Source organism: uncultured Fibrella sp., from assembly GCF_964250085.1.
Classification (GTDB): domain Bacteria; phylum Bacteroidota; class Bacteroidia; order Cytophagales; family Spirosomataceae; genus Fibrella.
Map to the genome: position 1 here is coordinate 713,999 of NZ_CAXUEC010000001.1, position 17,024 is coordinate 731,022.

At 54.6% G+C, this 17,024-nt stretch carries 14 protein-coding genes; 7 read left to right on the forward strand and 7 right to left on the reverse strand.

The features are described from left to right. The first annotated feature begins 30 nt into the window (after positions 1–30). From ACFE8Q_RS02865 to ACFE8Q_RS02890, 6 genes are all read left to right on the forward strand, one after another. A complete protein-coding gene (locus ACFE8Q_RS02865) occupies positions 31–207 on the forward strand; it encodes a hypothetical protein (RefSeq protein WP_375443843.1) in 177 nt (58 codons plus the stop codon). Between the two features lie 13 nt (positions 208–220). After that, complete coding sequence (locus ACFE8Q_RS02870) at positions 221–529, forward strand: hypothetical protein (protein ID WP_375443844.1); 309 nt, start codon at positions 221–223, stop codon at positions 527–529. A gap of 16 nt (positions 530–545) precedes the next feature. Beyond that, entirely contained in the window at positions 546–2,993 is a 2,448-nt protein-coding gene (locus tag ACFE8Q_RS02875; protein ID WP_375443845.1) for a CehA/McbA family metallohydrolase, read from the forward strand. Positions 2,994–3,015: 22 nt separating this feature from the next. After that, complete coding sequence (locus tag ACFE8Q_RS02880; RefSeq protein ID WP_375443846.1) at positions 3,016–3,939, forward strand: alpha/beta hydrolase; 924 nt, start codon at positions 3,016–3,018, stop codon at positions 3,937–3,939. 3 nt (positions 3,940–3,942) lie between these two features. Beyond that, entirely contained in the window at positions 3,943–5,841 is a 1,899-nt protein-coding gene (locus ACFE8Q_RS02885; protein WP_375443847.1) for a beta-L-arabinofuranosidase domain-containing protein, read from the forward strand. Positions 5,842–5,945: 104 nt separating this feature from the next. Further along, positions 5,946–7,793, forward strand: a complete 1,848-nt coding sequence (locus tag ACFE8Q_RS02890) for a glycoside hydrolase family 13 protein (RefSeq protein WP_375443848.1) — start codon at positions 5,946–5,948, stop codon at positions 7,791–7,793. A 90-nt stretch (positions 7,794–7,883) separates the two neighbouring features. Here ACFE8Q_RS02890 and ACFE8Q_RS02895 read toward each other — a convergent pair whose 3' ends face one another. The 7 genes from ACFE8Q_RS02895 to ACFE8Q_RS02925 all read right to left on the reverse strand — a co-directional run bounded on the left by ACFE8Q_RS02895 (position 7,884) and on the right by ACFE8Q_RS02925 (position 15,166). Further along, complete coding sequence (locus ACFE8Q_RS02895) at positions 7,884–8,927, reverse strand: cyanophycinase (protein WP_375443849.1); 1,044 nt, start codon at positions 8,925–8,927, stop codon at positions 7,884–7,886. A 99-nt stretch (positions 8,928–9,026) separates the two neighbouring features. Beyond that, positions 9,027–9,710 (reverse strand): zinc metallopeptidase, encoded by a 684-nt coding sequence (locus ACFE8Q_RS02900; protein WP_375443850.1) that lies wholly within the window; start codon positions 9,708–9,710, stop codon positions 9,027–9,029. Between the two features lie 139 nt (positions 9,711–9,849). Further along, positions 9,850–10,332 (reverse strand): D-glycero-beta-D-manno-heptose 1-phosphate adenylyltransferase, encoded by a 483-nt coding sequence (rfaE2, locus tag ACFE8Q_RS02905; RefSeq protein ID WP_375443851.1) that lies wholly within the window; start codon positions 10,330–10,332, stop codon positions 9,850–9,852. 18 nt (positions 10,333–10,350) lie between these two features. Beyond that, a complete protein-coding gene (locus tag ACFE8Q_RS02910; protein ID WP_375443852.1) occupies positions 10,351–11,370 on the reverse strand; it encodes a lysylphosphatidylglycerol synthase transmembrane domain-containing protein in 1,020 nt (339 codons plus the stop codon). 116 nt (positions 11,371–11,486) lie between these two features. Then, positions 11,487–11,858, reverse strand: a complete 372-nt coding sequence (gene panD, locus ACFE8Q_RS02915; RefSeq protein ID WP_375443853.1) for an aspartate 1-decarboxylase — start codon at positions 11,856–11,858, stop codon at positions 11,487–11,489. Between the two features lie 384 nt (positions 11,859–12,242). Continuing rightward, the gene (locus ACFE8Q_RS02920; RefSeq protein ID WP_375443854.1) at positions 12,243–14,663 is read right to left on the reverse strand and encodes a TonB-dependent receptor; all 2,421 of its coding nucleotides are present in this window, start codon (positions 14,661–14,663) and stop codon (positions 12,243–12,245) included. A gap of 122 nt (positions 14,664–14,785) precedes the next feature. Continuing rightward, the gene (locus ACFE8Q_RS02925; protein ID WP_375443855.1) at positions 14,786–15,166 is read right to left on the reverse strand and encodes a hypothetical protein; all 381 of its coding nucleotides are present in this window, start codon (positions 15,164–15,166) and stop codon (positions 14,786–14,788) included. 219 nt (positions 15,167–15,385) lie between these two features. Here ACFE8Q_RS02925 and ACFE8Q_RS02930 point away from each other — a divergent pair, with 219 nt between their 5' ends. Next, positions 15,386–17,020, forward strand: a complete 1,635-nt coding sequence (locus ACFE8Q_RS02930; RefSeq protein WP_375443856.1) for an acyl-CoA carboxylase subunit beta — start codon at positions 15,386–15,388, stop codon at positions 17,018–17,020. Positions 17,021–17,024 lie beyond the last annotated feature (4 nt).

The following is a 17,024-nucleotide window of genomic DNA, read 5'->3' on the forward strand; positions in this document are numbered from 1 at the left end:
TTCGGACAAAATCGTTAACCACCGCGCTTCATGAAACGAATTCTCATCGGTAGCTCATGGCTATTGAGTACGGTATTCAGTTTTGGCCAACAGCCAACCGTAACCTCAGGTACGTTGATACGGTACGCCGGTTTTGCGTCAAAATTTGTGGAGGCGCGCAACGTAGATATCTGGTTGCCTGCTGGTTACCTGGCCAGCAAAAAATAACCGCCATTGTATCGTGGTGGCTATCTGGAACATACCCGCCAACCGGTTCGCCGATTATTTCTCCGAAAAAGTAATCACCCACATCCCTGAACCCACCCGAACCACCGTTCTGACCCGGCAAATCAAAGGAAAACCAACGGCGACCAGACTGGCGATGCCTTCTACAAAGCCAGCCGAACCGCGATTGATACGTCGACGCGCCAAAAGGGCTATTCGTCGGCGTACTGGCAAACCCGGTTTTTCCCTGGCAAAAGCCATTCGAAGCATCCTGGGCAAAGCGACTGAACGTACCTGTCCCTTTTTTGCTGAACTGATCGGATAGTTCTACCCAAACCAACATGAACCTCAGGCATAGTATACCTCTGTTGACCGGGCTGTTATCGCCCGTTACCCTGCTTGCCCAGCATCATGCCGACCATGTTGCAGCGAACAGTCCGTCGGTTGCGGCGACCTTATCTGTTGTGACCGACGTTGCTGCCCAGCCACTGCTGGCGCAGGCGGTGCGATTGCAGGAAGCACTGGCTTTTCTGGGTAGCTCGCTATCGGCCGAAGACACCGGGCGGCTGAAAGCGTTGCAACAGAAAGTGCCCGATCAGAAAACGGTGACCGAAATTCAGCACCTGCTCGATCCCTATTGCCTGGCGATGGTGACGATCAACCCGGAGGCGCGGGTAACGGTGTCGCGGGGGCCGGCCGGGGTAAAGTTGATGCAGGGTGGCTGGAAAAGTTTTCTGGTGAAAATAAAAAACGAAGCCAGCAGCAAAGCCGAGCTACAGGTCGAGAGCCCGCAGGCGCAGTTTCCGTTTCAGCGGTACGAGTGGTACCCGAAAGACCGGAAAGAGCAGACCATCTCGCCCGGACAGGTAGCCAACCGGTTTCTGGAAATTCAACTGTACAAAAACCGCCCGCTGACCACCAACCTGTCGGGCCTGCTGCTCGAATACGCGGTGGTGCAGCTATACAGCAGAGACAGTGGCCCGCGTGAGGCCAACATTGGTTTCCACATCGGGCAGGGCACGCAGGATATTGGTTTCCGCAACGTCATTCCGGTGCTGTTCAACGTGGCCCCCGCCGTGAAGGTGGTGCTGCAGGTGAAAGACGATGACGGTACGCCCACGATGGGCTCGTTTGTCATTGCCGATGGCGTACAACGGCTCGCGGCCGATGCGCAGCACAAGGCTGATTTCCGGCTGACGGGCTCGTCGAGGGAATACAACGTCGACAATGCGTTTCTGGGTCAGAAAACGCTGACGGGCATTTACCCACTGCCCTCGCGGCGCGTAGCCGATTTTGATGAGTACCCCGATTTTTATTTTCATCCGCAAATTTACCGGGCCGATGGTGAGCACGTGTTTTTGCCGCCGGGTACGTATACCGTCACCTACACGCGCGGCCCCGAATATCTGCCGCAGCAGAAACAGATCGACGTACCTGAAGGGGTAGATTCCGTGGCGGTTTCGTTTCAGCTAAAACGCTGGATTCATCTAGCCAAACTGGGCTGGCATAGTGCCGATCACCACATACACGCGGCGGGCTGTAGCCATTACGACATGCCCGAAGAAGGCGTAAAACCCAGTGCCATGTGGCGGCAGATTCTGGGTGAAGACGTAAACATCGGCGCGTCGCTGGCCTGGGGGCCAAGCTGGTACCATCAGAAAACATTTTTCACGGGAAAAGACGAGCCGTTTTCGACGACCGGAAACCGGCTTCGCAACGATGTGGAAGTGTCGGGTTTTCCGTCGTCGGATAACGGGCATCTGGTGCTGCTTCGTCTGAAAGAAGACGACTATCCTAACACGAAGAAGATTGAAGACTGGCCTAGCTGGACGTTACCGATTATGCAGTGGGCCAAAGCGCAGGGCGGTGCGGTCGGGTACGCCCATTCGGGCTGGGGCCTTGAGCCGGTAACGCCCACCAACGCCCTTCCCTTTTATGAAATGCCCAAAATGGATGGCATCGGTGCCAATGAGTTTATCGTGACTGTGACGCAGAACGTCGTTGATTTCTACAGCGCGGGCGACACGCCCCCTTCCTGGGAACTAACCATGTGGTACCACAGTCTGAACAGCGGTTTCCGGCCCAAATTGAGCGGCGAAACGGATTTTCCCTGCATTTTCGACGAACGGGTGGGACTGGCCCGCAGCTATTTCAGAACCGACGGGCCGCTGACGTATGAAGCGTTTGTGGAAGCCATCCAAAAAGGACGAGCTTACGTCTCTGACGGGCATTCGCACCTAATGAACTTTGCCGTGAACAAGCAGGAAGTGGGCACGGGCAACAGCCAACTTTCCTTCGCGAAGAAGCAGACCGTAACGATTACCGCGACAGCGGCGGCTTACTTGCTTGAGCAGCAGGACGCTATCGGGGAAGCCATTGTAGGCCGGGAGTCGCACCAGCAGCCCTACTGGCATATCGAACGCGCCCGCCGGGGGAAATCCAGGAAAGTGGCCGTTGAACTGATCGTAAACGGCGTGCCGGTCGATACCACCGAGATTACCGCCGATGGGAAGCTTAGTCAGGTACGTTTCGAGTACCCAATCAGCCGGTCGAGTTGGGTGGCGTTGCGGGTGTATCCGAGTGCGCACACGAACCCTATTTTCGTTGAGATCGCCGGGAAACCTGTTCTGGAGCCGAAAAGCGTGGCCTGGTGCCGCAAAGCCGTTGACCAGTGCTGGAAAATGAAAGAAAAGAATATCCGCCCGGCCGAGCGCCCCGCCGCCAAAGCAGCCTACGACGCGGCCCGTGGTGTATACGATAAATTGCTCCAGACAGCCTCGAAAAAGTAACTGATTAAGCCAACCTACCGTGATGCATCGCTTCCTGAGTTTTCTCTTATTCTTCTGCTACGCCGTTTCTGCCGCCGGGCAATCACCGATACACGTTTCGTCGGGAACGATCGAACGGCTGGCTGATTTTCCGTCGAAATTTGTCAATCCGAGAACGGTAGATATCTGGTTGCCAGACGGGTACACAGCCACGAAGAAGTACGCCGTGCTGTATATGCACGATGGGCAGATGCTGTTTGATTCGGCTACCACCTGGAACCATCAAAGCTGGGAAGTTGACGAAGTGGCCGGAAAGCTGCTGGCGATCCATCAGGTGCAGGACTTTATTGTGGTGGGCATCTGGAACGATGGAAAGAACCGACACGCCAATTACTTTCCGCAAAAAGCCTATGCGTTGCTGACCAGTGAGCAACAGGCGTTTGTGACTAAGCAATTGCAGGGTGCGGGTCGAACAGTGGAAGCCTTTCAGCCCAATTCAGATGCGTACCTAAAATTTCTAGTGACGGAACTGAAGCCCGGCATCGACCGGAAATACAGCGTTTATACCGACCGGGCGCATACGTTTGTGGCGGGAAGCAGCATGGGCGGGCTCATTTCCATGTATGCCATCTGTGAATATCCGGCTGTTTTTGGTGGGGCCGCCTGCCTGTCTACGCACTGGCCCGGTGTTTTTTCGCTGGAAAATAACCCGATTCCCGATGCGTTTGTGAGCTACCTGAACGCGAAACTGCCTGATCGCAAAAGCCATAAACTCTACTTCGATTACGGCGATCAGACGCTGGACGCCCTTTATCCGTCGTTGCAGAAAAAGGTCGACGTAGTGATGAAGGCGAAAGGGTATACGACGACCAACTGGGTAACCCGCTATTTTCCCGGCAATGACCATAGCGAAAAGTCGTGGCGTGGGCGGCTGGCGATTCCACTCGAATTTTTATTGACGAAATAGCCCATGAACAAGCTAGTCAGGTACGTACTCGTCGCTGCTTTTGTGGCAGGCATGAATCCGCTATCGGCGCAGTCGCCGGTACGCGAAAAATACCAGTTGTTGCCCCTCGGTGATGTGAAACCAACAGGCTGGATCAAAGCCCAGATGCAGCACGATTTGCAGGGATTTGTCGGTAACCTCGACCGCCTGGTTCCCGACCTGATCGTGAACGACGATATCTACGGGAAGGACCGGCTCACCAAAGCCATAAAAACGAAAGACGTAGGGGCGCTGGGCCTGGGGGCAAACGATGTGCAGATATTGTGGTGGAACAGCGAAACCCAGTCGAACTGGCGGGACGGGTTCGTTCGGCAGGCGTTTTTGGCGGGTGACGTGCCGACGCAGAAACGGGCCAAAGCGTATATCGGCAAGATTCTATCGACGCAGGATGCCGACGGTTACCTGGGTGTGTATGCGCCTGACCTGCGCTATAAACTCACGGGCGAAAACGGCGAACTATGGGCCAAAGCCACGCTGTTGCGGGTGCTGCTCGGTTATTATGAACTGACCAAAGACCCTAAAACGTGGCAGGCGGTTTTGAAGGCCGTAGACAACGTGATGGTCAATTACCCCATTAATCAATCGTCGCCGTTTAAAGCCGAAAAGCCGTTTGCAGGCCTCAGCCACGGTCTGGTATTCACCGACGTACTGGATCGGTTATACCAACTTACCAACAACCGCAAGTACCTCGACTATGCCCTGTTTCTGTATACCGACTACTCGAAGAATACGGTCTCAGAAACGGATGTTCAGCTTGGTAATATTCTGAATGATAGCTACTTGATGCACGGCCACGGCGTTCACAGTTATGAGCACCTGCGCCCGCTGACGGTAGCTTACTGGGCGTCGGGCGATGCGCAGTTAAAGCAGGCGCTGGATCGCTATCAGCAACGGATCGTTCGACTGACTACGCCGACGGGTGCGCCTATCGGCGATGAGTGGATTACCCGGCAAGACGCCGATGCCACGCAGACGGGCTATGAATACTGTTCGCTACATGAACTGCTGCACAGCTATTCGATGCTGTTGCAAAAGACGGGCAACGCCGCCTACACCGACCAGATCGAACGCCTGTTTTTCAATGCCGCTCAGGGCGCAAGGCACCCGGAGAAAAGCAGCATCGCGTACTTGAAAACAGACAATTCCTACGAGATGACTGGTATGCGAAACGGGGCTGGTGATCCCAGACAGACCCGTTACAAGTACTCGCCCGCTCATCAGGATGCGGCCGTGTGTTGCGTGCCCAACGCTGGCCGGATTGCGCCCTATTACGTACAGGCGATGTGGATGAAAGATACGGATGGACTGGTGGCCAACCTGCTCGGCCCCTGCCAGTTGACGACTAATCTGGGAAATAATACGGTTCAGATTCAGGAAAGTACAGACTACCCGTATCAGACCAGTTTCATGTTCACCATCAAGGCGCAGAAACCTTTTACGCTAAAAATCAGGCAGCCCGACTGGGTTGAAACGGCGACCTGTAACCTAGCGTATAAAGCCGAAAACGGTTACCTGAACATGGCCATCAAAGCGGGCGAAACGGTTGTGCGGCTGGCCTACGAAACAGCGGTTGTAACCCATACCTTTGCCGACAAAGAGACGTATTTCAGCTACGGCCCGCTGATCTACGCACACCCGATTGAGGCGGAAGAAACGGTTGCCAAAACGTTTCCGGTAGCGGGTTTTGCCGATCTGAAATACAAGTCGACAAACCCGGCCACGTACAGGTACGTTACGGATAGCCCGGCAACGTACCTGAACTCGACGATTGAGATAAAAGCTAAAAACGACAAAACACAGGCCATAGAACCCATCCGCTTAGTGCCCGTTGCCAAGACGATTCTGCGGCAGGTTACCTTTTGAGATGCCATATTTTGAATGCCGTTTTTGCCATCCCGACGGCAGGAGGAATGACAAAAACGCTTGAAACGACAACCATTAATGCATTACCTTAAAACCCCTCACCTATGACTATACGCCGGTTTATTGCTGCTATTCTCCTGATTGTCATTGCCAGTTCCGCCCTGTTTGCCCAGCGTATCGAACCACTGAACTGGTGGGTGGGCCTGAAAAACCCTGACGTGCAACTAATGATTCAGGGCGAGGCCATCGGTGAAACTACGCCTGTAATCAGCCATCCGGGCGTGACGGTAAAAAAGGTCACGAAGGCCGACAGTAAAAACTACCTCTTCGTAGATATCCGCATTGCCAAAACCACCCGGCCCGGCAGCTTCCCGATTCAATTCAGGAAAGGGAGTAAAGTGGTCTCGACGGCCACGTATACCTTGTTGGCTCGCCAGCAGGATGCCGCTCAGTTTAAAGGATTTACGCCTGCCGATGTTATCTATCTGATTGTCCCCGACCGTTTTGCTAATGGCGACCTGACCAACGACGTGGTGGCGGGAATGAAAGAAACGACCATCAACCGCCGTCTCGCCGGAGGTCGGCACGGGGGCGATTTGCGCGGTATCATCAATCACCTCGATTACATTGCCGACATGGGCTACACGGCTATCTGGCCCACACCCCTGCTCGAAAACAACATGGCGGCTTATTCGTATCATGGCTATTCGATCACGAATCACTATAAAGTTGACCCGCGTTATGGAACCCTCGACGACTACAAAGAACTGGCCGCCAAAGCCCGGCAGAAAGGCATCAAACTGATTTATGACGAGGTGCTAAACCACATCGGTACAGGCTATTGGTGGATGGGTGATTTGCCGTTTAAAAACTGGCTTAACTATCCCGATACGCTCACCATTACCAACCATCGACGTACCGTAAATCAGGATTTGTATGCCGCCAGGTATGACAAAAAATTGATGACTAACGGCTGGTTCGACCGGACAATGCCCGATATGAACGCCCAAAATGAATGGATGGCCAACTACCTGATCCAGAACACCATCTGGTGGATTGAGACCCTACAGTTGGGTGGCGTTCGGCAGGATACGTACGGCTATTCCGACAAGGCGTTCCTGACTAAATGGAGTTGCCGGATTATGGACGAGTACCCGAATTTCAGCATGGTAGGGGAGGAGTGGAGCGTGAATCCGCTCATCACATCGTACTGGCAACGGGGCAAACAAAACCGCGATGGCTACCAAAGCTGCCTGACCACCATTATGGATTTCCCGATGCAGGAAGCTTTGGTTCAAGCCTTGACCGAACCGGAAACCTGGGGCAGGGGAATCACCAAACTCTATGAGGGCTTAGCGAATGACTTTGTGTATGCCGACCCAAAAAATATGCTTGTTATGGGGGATAATCACGATATGGACAGGCTGTTCACGCAGCTTAACAACAACGTTGATTTAACCAAAATGGCCCTGACCTACCTGCTGACTATACGTGGTATTCCGCAGATTTATTACGGCACCGAAATTCTGATGGAGAACACCGGGCATCATAAAGTGGATGGCCTGATTCGCTCCGATTTCCCCGGTGGCTGGCCGGGCGACACTACGAACGCCTTTACAGGTAACAGGCTGACTGCCAATCAGCAGGCTATGCAAACGTATACTAAACAGTTGCTGAACTGGCGCAAAGTCAATCCGGTCATTGCCAACGGCGATACCCGCCATTTTGCCCCTTCCGATGGAGTATACGTCTATTTCCGCTACAACAACGCGCGCAAGGTCATGGTCGTGATGAACAAGAGCACCGACGCTAAATCGCTGGAGATGACCAGGTACAAAGAGATGCTGGATGGCCACCAAACGGTTAAAAATGCGCTGACGGGCCAGACGCAGACGTTGAGCCAACCTGTATCAGTGCCCGCGATGAGCGCGACGATTTGGGAGGTGAAGTAGTGATGTATTTCGGGGTCGGCTTTGCGCATGTGTTTCCGTTGTCGCTTGCCTGCGGCGAGTGACGACGGCGCCTAAGTAAGCCAGCGAATATCAAGGCTGCATCTGCAATATGCCATCTTCCACGTACCAATACTTAACCTGGCTCCCCGCTGGAATGGCCCAAGTGTTCAGGTTGAACGTCCCTGTGGCTTGTATTTCTGTCACGCGAATTGCCTTTTTGTTGGCCGACCACACCAGCGGTTTTCCAACTGCACATTGTTCAGGGCCGCTGGCACCGGACGGAGTAATGAAATAGGCGACGCCTGAGCCAAAGACCGTTGCCATGCCAGTCGGCTCAATACCAACCGCCGTTTTTTCGCTTATGCCAATGCCTCGTCCGGTCACATTCCAGTCGGTACGCATCCGGGCCAGAAAAGCTACGAGTCGACCCTGACGATTGCGCTGGGCGAAGTGCGTATCGGTGACGGTATTGGCCATAAAGGGGGCGTTGATGAAGTCACTGCGGCCCAGCATCAGATTCGCGTGGTACGGGTCGCTCAGGGCTTCGGCGGAAGTCAGGCTTTCGTTGAAGGCGGGGTAATAGATCTGGCCGAGAATGGCGCAACCGGCACTGGTGCCGCCTACGGGTACTTTCTTGGTATTGATAAGATAATTGATCGCCTCCTCCACCTTCGAGTCTTTCCAATACTTCACGTAGTTGCCCTGGTCGCCACCTGCAATAAACAGCGCTTCTGCGTTCCTGATTTTTTGCGCAACGGCTTCGTCATTGACCCATTCAGCCGAATTGAGCATGATTGTTTCGACTGAATTGACTGTTTCGCTCAGCGTTGCGTACAGGTACGTGTTATAGCCGTCGGCCCCACTGGCGCGCAAAATCACCACATCCCCCCCACCCGACTTTTTAAGGAACCAGCGCATGGCCTCGGCCACATCGGTACTGCCACCAGCCAGTAAGAGTCCGGGCGAGGTTACCGCCGTTACGTCTGCCGCATCGCCCGTTAGCCAGGTGGTGGGGCCGGTAGCGGTGCTTGTGGTTAGCGCGGGTACGTTCTGCCCACAGGCCAACTGACCTGGTACGATCAGCAGACAAAGCAGTAACCGTAGTAGAGTGAAGCGATTTGCAGTGGCTAGCATGAAGAGATCAGGTACGTTTGCTACGAAGTAAGCCGCAAAAGAGCCATAAAAAAAGCCAGGTACGTTGCTGCACCTGGCTTTTGAAAAGAACGAAATCGGTTAATCGCGGCTGCGGCCGTTCAGGATGCTCACGTAGTAGAGCAACGTAGCCAATGAACTAAGGGCAGCAACCACATAAGTCATGGCGGCCCATTTCAGCCCGTCTTTGGCTATACCATATTCACGTGGCGACACTACACCCCGGCTTTCGATCCAGGCTAAGGCTCGTTTGCTGGCGTCGAACTCAACGGGCAGCGTAATGAACGTGAAGAGCGTAGTGACGGCAAACAGAGCGACGCCGATCTGTAATGGCAATAGCGTGCTGTTAATCATCAGGATGCCGGCCAGTAAAATCCATTGCATATACCGCGACGACACACTGACAAACGGCACAATAGCCGACCGGAACTGCAACGGACCATAAGCCACCTTATGCTGCACCGCGTGCCCGCATTCATGCGCCGCCACGGCCGCCGCCATGACGCTCCGGCCGTGATACACGTCGGGCGAGAGGTTTACGGTTTTGTCCTGCGGGTTATAGTGGTCGGTGAGTTGGCCGTCAACAGACAATACCCGCACGTCGGTTACGCCGTTTTCGTACAGCATTTTCTGCGCAACTTCAGCACCGGTAAGGCCGCTGCTGAGCGCAATCTGCGAGTATTCAGTGAATTTGCTCTTGAGACGCCACTGTACAAACAGGCCCACAAGGAACAGGATAATCATTAAAATGTATGCACCAGGCATGGTCTTCGAGTTAGTTTAGTGGAAGATAGTTAAATCCTGTGTCGATTCGGGCACTGATCTGGCTACCTACAAATAAAACAGCAACAGGCCGAAAAATGTGCCAATTGGGCAACCATTCATCCAGACCAGGCACCGATAGTCAACCGTAGGCCTCAACTATTTTCTGGATCAGGGAGCTGGTAGAATAACCGGGAACCAGCGCGATGGTTTCAACGCGGCCACCATTGCCTAACACGAAATCGGCCCCAACAATGGTGGCAACAGTGTAGTCATCACCTTTCACCAGCACGTCGGGCCGCAGGGTTTCGATCAGTTCCAGCGGGGTTGGTTCGCCAAAGAGCGTGACCAGATCCACGAATTGCAGGGCGGCCATCAGGCGGGCGCGGGCTTGCTCATTCACCACCGGGCGCAGTGGCCCTTTAAGGCAACTGACCGACGCGTCGGTGTTTAAACCCAGCACAAGTTTATCGCCCAGGGCACGGGCTTTTTCGAGGTAATCGATATGGCCAAGATGCACGATGTCGAAGCAACCGTTGGTAAAAACAACGCGTTGCCCCTCAGCATGCCAGGCACGTACCTGCGCCGCCGCTTTATCGCGGGAAACAATTTTTTGGGAAGTCATGTCAGGTACGTTGAAAGGCTATTCTGCACTAACTGGCGATGTACCCACCTCGGCCCCCGCTTTTCTGCGGCGGCTCAGAACGATCAGGAAAGACAAGCCGCCGAAGACAATCACTACGGCCCATTGCGAAAGCAGCATCAGTGTGGCCAGCGTTTGACCATCCTGCTGGGTAAGTCCGTAAATGACCAGCGCCGAACCTACCATGATATTGAAGGCACCTAAACCGCCCTGCGTGGGGGCGGCCATACCAATGGTGCCCATCATCAGGATCGTCAGCGCCGCCACCGGACCGAGGTTTGCCGTTTGGGGCATGGCGAAGAACAGGACGTACATGGTCAGGTAATAGAGCGTCCAGATCAGCAGCGTATGGAAGATAAACAGGCCCGGCTGACGGAGCTTACGGACGCTCAGTAGCCCATCGACAAGGCCCAGAGCAAACGTTTCTACTTTGACAAACAGCGCATTACGTCGTAGTACTTCTTTGTATTTGTTGTACATGAACCAGGCCACCACGGCCCCGCCGATGGCTGCGGCCAGAAAGAGGTAAAGGCCTGTGCGGCTACCCGTTCCTCCTTTACCCGCAAACAGGCCAAAGACCAGATCGCTGAGACGGGTAAATTCCAGCACGAGCGTGAGGCCAATGATAACGAGCAGCATCAGTACGTCGAAAATGCGTTCGGCCACGACTGTACCAAAACTTACGTTGACCGGTATGCCTTCGAGCCGGTTCATGGTGCCGCAGCGGGTTACTTCGCCCATGCGGGGAATGAGCAGGTTGGCAAAATAGCCCGTCATCACCGCCAGCGTTGAATCGACCTGCGACGGGCGATGACCCACTACGGGTTCGAGCAGTAAACTCCAGCGCACGCCCCGGCTCCAGTGCGACAGCATGGCGATCACGGCATAAACCCCAACCCAGACCAGATTGGCCTGACCGAGAGCGGCGAACATGGCGTTGAGGTCAATGTCTTTGAAGACAAACCAGAGAAGCCCCCCGGCCACAGCGAGGGAAATGGCGTAGGTAAGAATGTTCTTCATAGAAAAGTAGTCTAAAGGTTCAATGTCTAAGGCCCAATGTTGCGTTGCTATGGCCTCGGATTATGAGTTTAGCGGAGCAACATTAAACCTTAGACATTGAACTTTAAACTTAAAATTTACCCCCTTGCGGCTTGCCCTCCGGTTACTAACCGGTTGTTTTCGTCGGGGAAAACAACCATCGGTTTGTGCGTTTTAGCCTCCTCGTCGGTTAGCATGCAGTACGAAATAATGATGATGATGTCGCCGGGTTGGGCACGCCGGGCGGCGGCTCCGTTGAGGCAAATGATACCCGTACCGCGCTCACCTTTAATGACATACGTAATGAGTCGTTCGCCGTTGTTATTGTTTACGATATGCACCTGCTCGTTTTCCAGCAGACCCACAGCGTCCATCAGGTCTTCGTCGATGGTGATGCTGCCCACGTAGTTCAACTCAGCCTGAGTGACTTTCACGCGGTGCAACTTCGATTTCATTAGGGTAACAAACATGGTTCGTCGTTAATAAGCTCTTCATACGAAAAGCGTCTGTAAAGGTAGGGGACGCCTTCCGGTGAGCAAAACAAGTGCATGTAGGGTAACGTTCAGACGGGGATGAGCGCAGTGCTATTCCGTTGAATCTACCCCTCGATCACACAAGGCTAACTGCCTGAACACGTCGTGATACGCCTCAGAAGTGTCGGCCAAATACTCTTTAATTAGCTCATCAGTAACGTATTGCGTCTCCAAATTGGCCATTTTTCTGAGTCGTCTACAGGCAACTTTTCGCTAGACAGGTTTGAACGTCCTTCAGTCATGGTCACATTAGCAGGATTGGGCAATCAATCTACTGATAAGTAATAAGGTAGCGGCAAAAGGGAAGCATTTTGTCTATTTTCAGAACGGCACCACCACCTTCAGGCTCACATTCCTTCCCAGATTAAACACGCCGATGCGGCCGGTTGCATTGTTTCGGTCGAGGTATTTCAGGCGGCTTTGGTGGGCCTGATAGATCACATCGAACAGATTAGTGGTCGAGAAGTAAACCGAGAAGAGCGTCTGTTTGCGGTTACCTGTAATGTCGCCACCGGCACCGATATGCACCAGCGTGTAACCCGGCGTGGCCGTTTCGGTGTTCGAGGCGGCCAGGAAGCGGTCCTGCGTCTGCGTGACTTCAACGTCCATTGTCGCATACAGATTACGGAAACGGTTGCCAATCCGGTCGCGGGTGAGGCGGAGCTGCGTGACCCAGCGTGGAGCGGGCATGAACGGCAAAAACTGCGCATCATCGGTAATGGCCGAGAGGTTCCGCCCGAATACCGACGAGTAAGTTTGTGTAATGCTGAACCACCGCGCCGCCGCCGGATTATAGGTCACCATGCCTTCAAGCCCACGCAGACGGGCATCGCCCTGCGCGTAGCGGAACACAGGTACGTTGCCCTGGAACAGCGAGTCGGTGCCGGCCCGGTTCAGTACCCGTTCCGAATAGATGTAGTTCTGAATACTGTTCTGAAACAAACTTAGATCGACATACCAGTTCTTGCTTTCGTAAGTAAGGCCTAAATCACCCTGATACGCCACTTCCGGCACGGCGTCGAGCTTCCCGATCTCGTACCGGAACGTACCTGCGTGTACCCCATTCGACGATAGTTCGGGGACGGTTGGTGCCCGGAATCCGCGCGAGGCGTTGATGCGGACGTTGAGCTTGTCGGTTACCGAATACACCCCGCCGAGGCTGGCCGATACGTTGCGATATGTTTTGTCGGCCCCGCTAAATCGCTGGCTGCCCGGCCCCTGCGAACGTACCTGGAAGGCCCCTTCGGAGTCGAGATACAGCGCACCGATGCTGAGCAAACGAATATCGAACCGGGCGCCGCCGCTGATCTTCAGCTTGCCGATGTTCTTCTTGAGGAACACAAACTCGCCGTTGTCGAACAGGTTGTAGTTGGGGTATAACGCCTGATAACCCTGGTTGTCGAGCGACTGCTGCATACCGTTGCTACCGACGGTAATTTCCAGGTTGTTTTTCGTCGGAAAGTTGTAGCGGACATCGTAGTAGTTGGTGTACAGAAACAGGCCCAATTGCGCCTGATTGGGGCGCAACACGTCGGCAAACTCGTCGCGACGGTTGCGGGCATAGCTTAGATTGACCGTCAACGAACCGCTGTTGCTGAATTGAAACAGGTTGTTGAGCGAGATTTTGGCATTCACCAGCCGTTGCGAATTGAACGGTAAAAACGCCCTGCTCGTGAGTTCGTCATCCGTCACGGGCCGATCAGCCACGTCGCCATTTCCTAAAATAGAGGCTGTGGTAAATCGGCCGGTTCTGACGTCGCGGGTGCCGTTGATGATGTTGAACCGCTGTTCTGTTCTGAGGAAATACAACCGCGAGTAGCCCCACCGTTTGTTCAGGCCAACGTACCCACTGAGGTCAAGAATGTCGGCGTAGTTGGAACCGTAAACGCGCCCATCGGCCCGGTTCTGGTAATTTCCCGCCGATTTGGTCGACGCCGTTCCCAGCCACACAAAGCCGCTCTGGTTGCCTGCCGCCTGCACCGAGGCTCCCAGCAGCCCGTGGTTGCTCTGGTAACTGGTGAGTACACGCCCCCGAATTTTGCCTTCCTCAACCGGCCGCGGCGACAGGGCTGTAACCACCCCGCCCAGCCCGTCGGAGCCGTACATCAGGCTACCGGCTCCGCGAATCACTTCGTAGCGGTCAATCGAATATTCGTCGAGTTGAATGCTGTGCTCTTCGCCCCACTGGTTGTCTTCCTGCCGAATACCGTCGTGCATGGTAATGACCCGGTTAAAGCCCAGCCCCCGAATGATGGGCTTACTCAGCCCCGCACCCGTGGTTACCTGCGACATGCCCGGCAATTTCGATACGGCGTCGATCAGGTTTGTGGAGCTTTGCTGCATCAGCCGTAGTTGCGACATGGCGGCAATCGGAACCGGACTTTCGCGGATAATCGTTTTGGTTGAAGCCCCCGACACGATGACTTCTTCCAGCATCTGCGAGGCATTTTCCATCGTGAAATCCTGCGTTGTCGCTGCGTTCACGGTTACGCTTTTAATCAGCGTTTTGTGCGAAATGTAACTGACCTGCACCGTGAACGTACCTGTGGGCAGGTTGGTAAGGCGGTAGGCCCCGTCGAGGTCAGTGGTAGCTCCGAGGCGCAGGTCGGGCAGGTAAATGGCCGCGCCAATCACGGCCTCGCCCGACTCACCATGCGTGACACGGCCGGACAAACTATTTTGGGCAAAACAAACAGAAACAGGCAGCCCGAGACAGGCCACCATGAGGAGTAAAATCTTCATAAGGACAGTGAAAACGTTGCGAGAAATAGCGTAACCCCCAACCCCCTGAAGGGGCTAAAGCTGACGCAAGCTTACCTCCGGCGAAGCCTTAGCCCCCTTCAGGGGGTTAGGGGTTACGCCAATTATCCCAACGGTGGTCCTCGATGTGAAAAACAGGTGAATGTTGCCCAACGTACCTGCGCGTGAATGGCCGACGTAGGGGCGGGCAGCAGTGGCTGATCGGGCGCCTGAAACGTGAAGAACGTGGGCTCCGCGAACGGATAGGCCACATCGGTCATGGCATCAAGCCAGATCAGTTGTTGCTTGCTGTGGTTATTCGGCTGAACGGGGTCCGAGCCGGGGCCGCCAAGGGCCTTGGGCAGGAACGGGTGCGCATGAACGACAATCGTACCGTCGGGCAGCCGGTGGGCATGCCGAAACACCACGGCGTTGGTCAGCATGAAGAGCTGAACCAGCAGCAGGAGCCGGGCCACGGTAATACGATATGTAGCGGTTTGGCGCATTTGTCAGTAAACATAACATACGACTATTTGCCCAAAGTCGATGTGATGTGTTAAACCACAAATTAACGCTATAAATTGAAGTTACTCAATCGATTGATCAATTAAGCAGGAATCGTCTTTAACCGGTGTAGAGTAAGAAGGGTGATTCATTGCTTTGACAACAACTAGCCGATATTCGCCGTTTAGATGCTACCGCCAACGGTACACACTCCATTATTCATGCAACTTCTTCTCGACAAATTAACACAGCAAACCGTACGTACCCAGCTCGGCGGTGGCAAGAGAAAGCTGGACGATCAGCACAAAAAAGGCAAACTGACCGCCCGCGAGCGAGTAACGTACCTGATTGATCCCGAGACTCAATTTCTTGAAATTGGCCTGTTCGCGGGCGATGGCATGTACGCCGAACACGGCGGTTGTCCGTCGGGCGGTGTGGTCACGGGGCTTGGGTACGTATCCGGGCGGTTGTGCGTGATCGTCGCGAATGATGCCACGGTGAAAGCCGGAGCCTGGTTTCCGATTACGGCCAAAAAGAATCTCCGGGCACAGGAAATAGCTATGGAGAACCACCTGCCCATTATTTACCTGGTAGATAGTGCCGGTGTGTACCTGCCGCTGCAAGACGAAGTCTTCGCCGATAGGGACCATTTCGGACGCATGTTTCGGAATAATGCGCACCTGTCGGCAATGGGTGTGTTGCAGGTCGCCGCCGTTATGGGTAGCTGCGTGGCGGGCGGCGCGTACCTGCCCATCATGTCAGACGAAGCGCTCATTGTGGAGGGAACCGGCTCCATTTTTCTAGCCGGTCCATACCTCGTAAAATCGTCGATTGGTGAAGATGTTGGCGCCGAAACATTGGGCGGAGCGGCCATGCACACGGAAATTTCGGGCGTAATCGACAACAAATACCCCGATGATCAAAGCTGCCTCGACGCTATCCGAAGAATTCTTGACAAAACGGGGCGTACCGAAACCGCCGGTTTTAATCGCGCCACGCCCGCGCCGCCTACCGCCGACCCAACCGAGATCTACACCCTATTGCCGCAAGACCGGGTGAAGCCGTACGACATGCAGACGATCATTGATCGGCTCATCGATAACTCTGATTTTGACCCGTACAAGCCCGATTACGGCCAGTCGCTGCTCTGCGGCTACGCCCGCATCGATGGTTGGGCGGTGGGAATCGTGGCCAATCAGCGAAAAGTGGTGAAGGCAAAAGTGCGGGCTGCGCTGGGAGGTAGCACGCCCGGCGGGGCGGCTACCGAGATGCAAATGGGCGGCGTGATCTACGGTGACGCGGCCGACAAAGCGGCCCGGTTTATTATGAACTGCAACCAGAAAAAGATTCCGCTGGTGTTTATTCAGGACGTCACGGGCTTTATGGTTGGCAGCCGGGCCGAGCAGGGCGGCATCATTAAAGACGGGGCCAAGCTCGTCAGCGCGATGGCTAATTCGGTGGTGCCCAAGTTCACCATCGTAGTCGGAAACAGCTACGGTGCCGGTAATTACGCCCTCTGCGGACGCGCCTACGATCCCCGGCTGATGATTGCCTGGCCCACCGCCCAGATGGCCGTGATGAGTGGGGCATCGGCGGCAAAAACGCTGTTGCAGATTCAGGTGGCGTCGTTGAAAGCCAAAGGCGAAACCATTACGCCGGAAGACGAGCAGGCATTATTGCAGAAGATTACCGATCAGTATAACGCCCAACTCTCACCCTACTATGCCGCTGCCCGCCTCTGGGTCGATGCCGTGATTGATCCACTCGATACCCGCCGGTATATCTCGACCGGTATTGAAGCCGCCAACCACGCGCCCATCACAAAGGCGTTCAACGTAGGGAATATTCAGACGTAGCTAA

Coding starts and splice junctions, on each gene's coding strand:
- panD (WP_375443853.1), bottom strand. CDS start 11,858: ATGTTTGTTACCCTAATGAAATCGAAGTTGCACCGCGTGAAAGTCACT.
- ACFE8Q_RS02865 (WP_375443843.1), top strand. CDS start 31: ATGAAACGAATTCTCATCGGTAGCTCATGGCTATTGAGTACGGTATTC.
- ACFE8Q_RS02925 (WP_375443855.1), bottom strand. CDS start 15,166: ATGCGCCAAACCGCTACATATCGTATTACCGTGGCCCGGCTCCTGCTG.
- ACFE8Q_RS02895 (WP_375443849.1), bottom strand. CDS start 8,927: ATGCTAGCCACTGCAAATCGCTTCACTCTACTACGGTTACTGCTTTGT.
- ACFE8Q_RS02875 (WP_375443845.1), top strand. CDS start 546: ATGAACCTCAGGCATAGTATACCTCTGTTGACCGGGCTGTTATCGCCC.
- ACFE8Q_RS02910 (WP_375443852.1), bottom strand. CDS start 11,370: ATGAAGAACATTCTTACCTACGCCATTTCCCTCGCTGTGGCCGGGGGG.
- rfaE2 (WP_375443851.1), bottom strand. CDS start 10,332: ATGACTTCCCAAAAAATTGTTTCCCGCGATAAAGCGGCGGCGCAGGTA.
- ACFE8Q_RS02890 (WP_375443848.1), top strand. CDS start 5,946: ATGACTATACGCCGGTTTATTGCTGCTATTCTCCTGATTGTCATTGCC.
- ACFE8Q_RS02885 (WP_375443847.1), top strand. CDS start 3,943: ATGAACAAGCTAGTCAGGTACGTACTCGTCGCTGCTTTTGTGGCAGGC.
- ACFE8Q_RS02930 (WP_375443856.1), top strand. CDS start 15,386: ATGCAACTTCTTCTCGACAAATTAACACAGCAAACCGTACGTACCCAG.
- ACFE8Q_RS02900 (WP_375443850.1), bottom strand. CDS start 9,710: ATGCCTGGTGCATACATTTTAATGATTATCCTGTTCCTTGTGGGCCTG.
- ACFE8Q_RS02920 (WP_375443854.1), bottom strand. CDS start 14,663: ATGAAGATTTTACTCCTCATGGTGGCCTGTCTCGGGCTGCCTGTTTCT.
- ACFE8Q_RS02880 (WP_375443846.1), top strand. CDS start 3,016: ATGCATCGCTTCCTGAGTTTTCTCTTATTCTTCTGCTACGCCGTTTCT.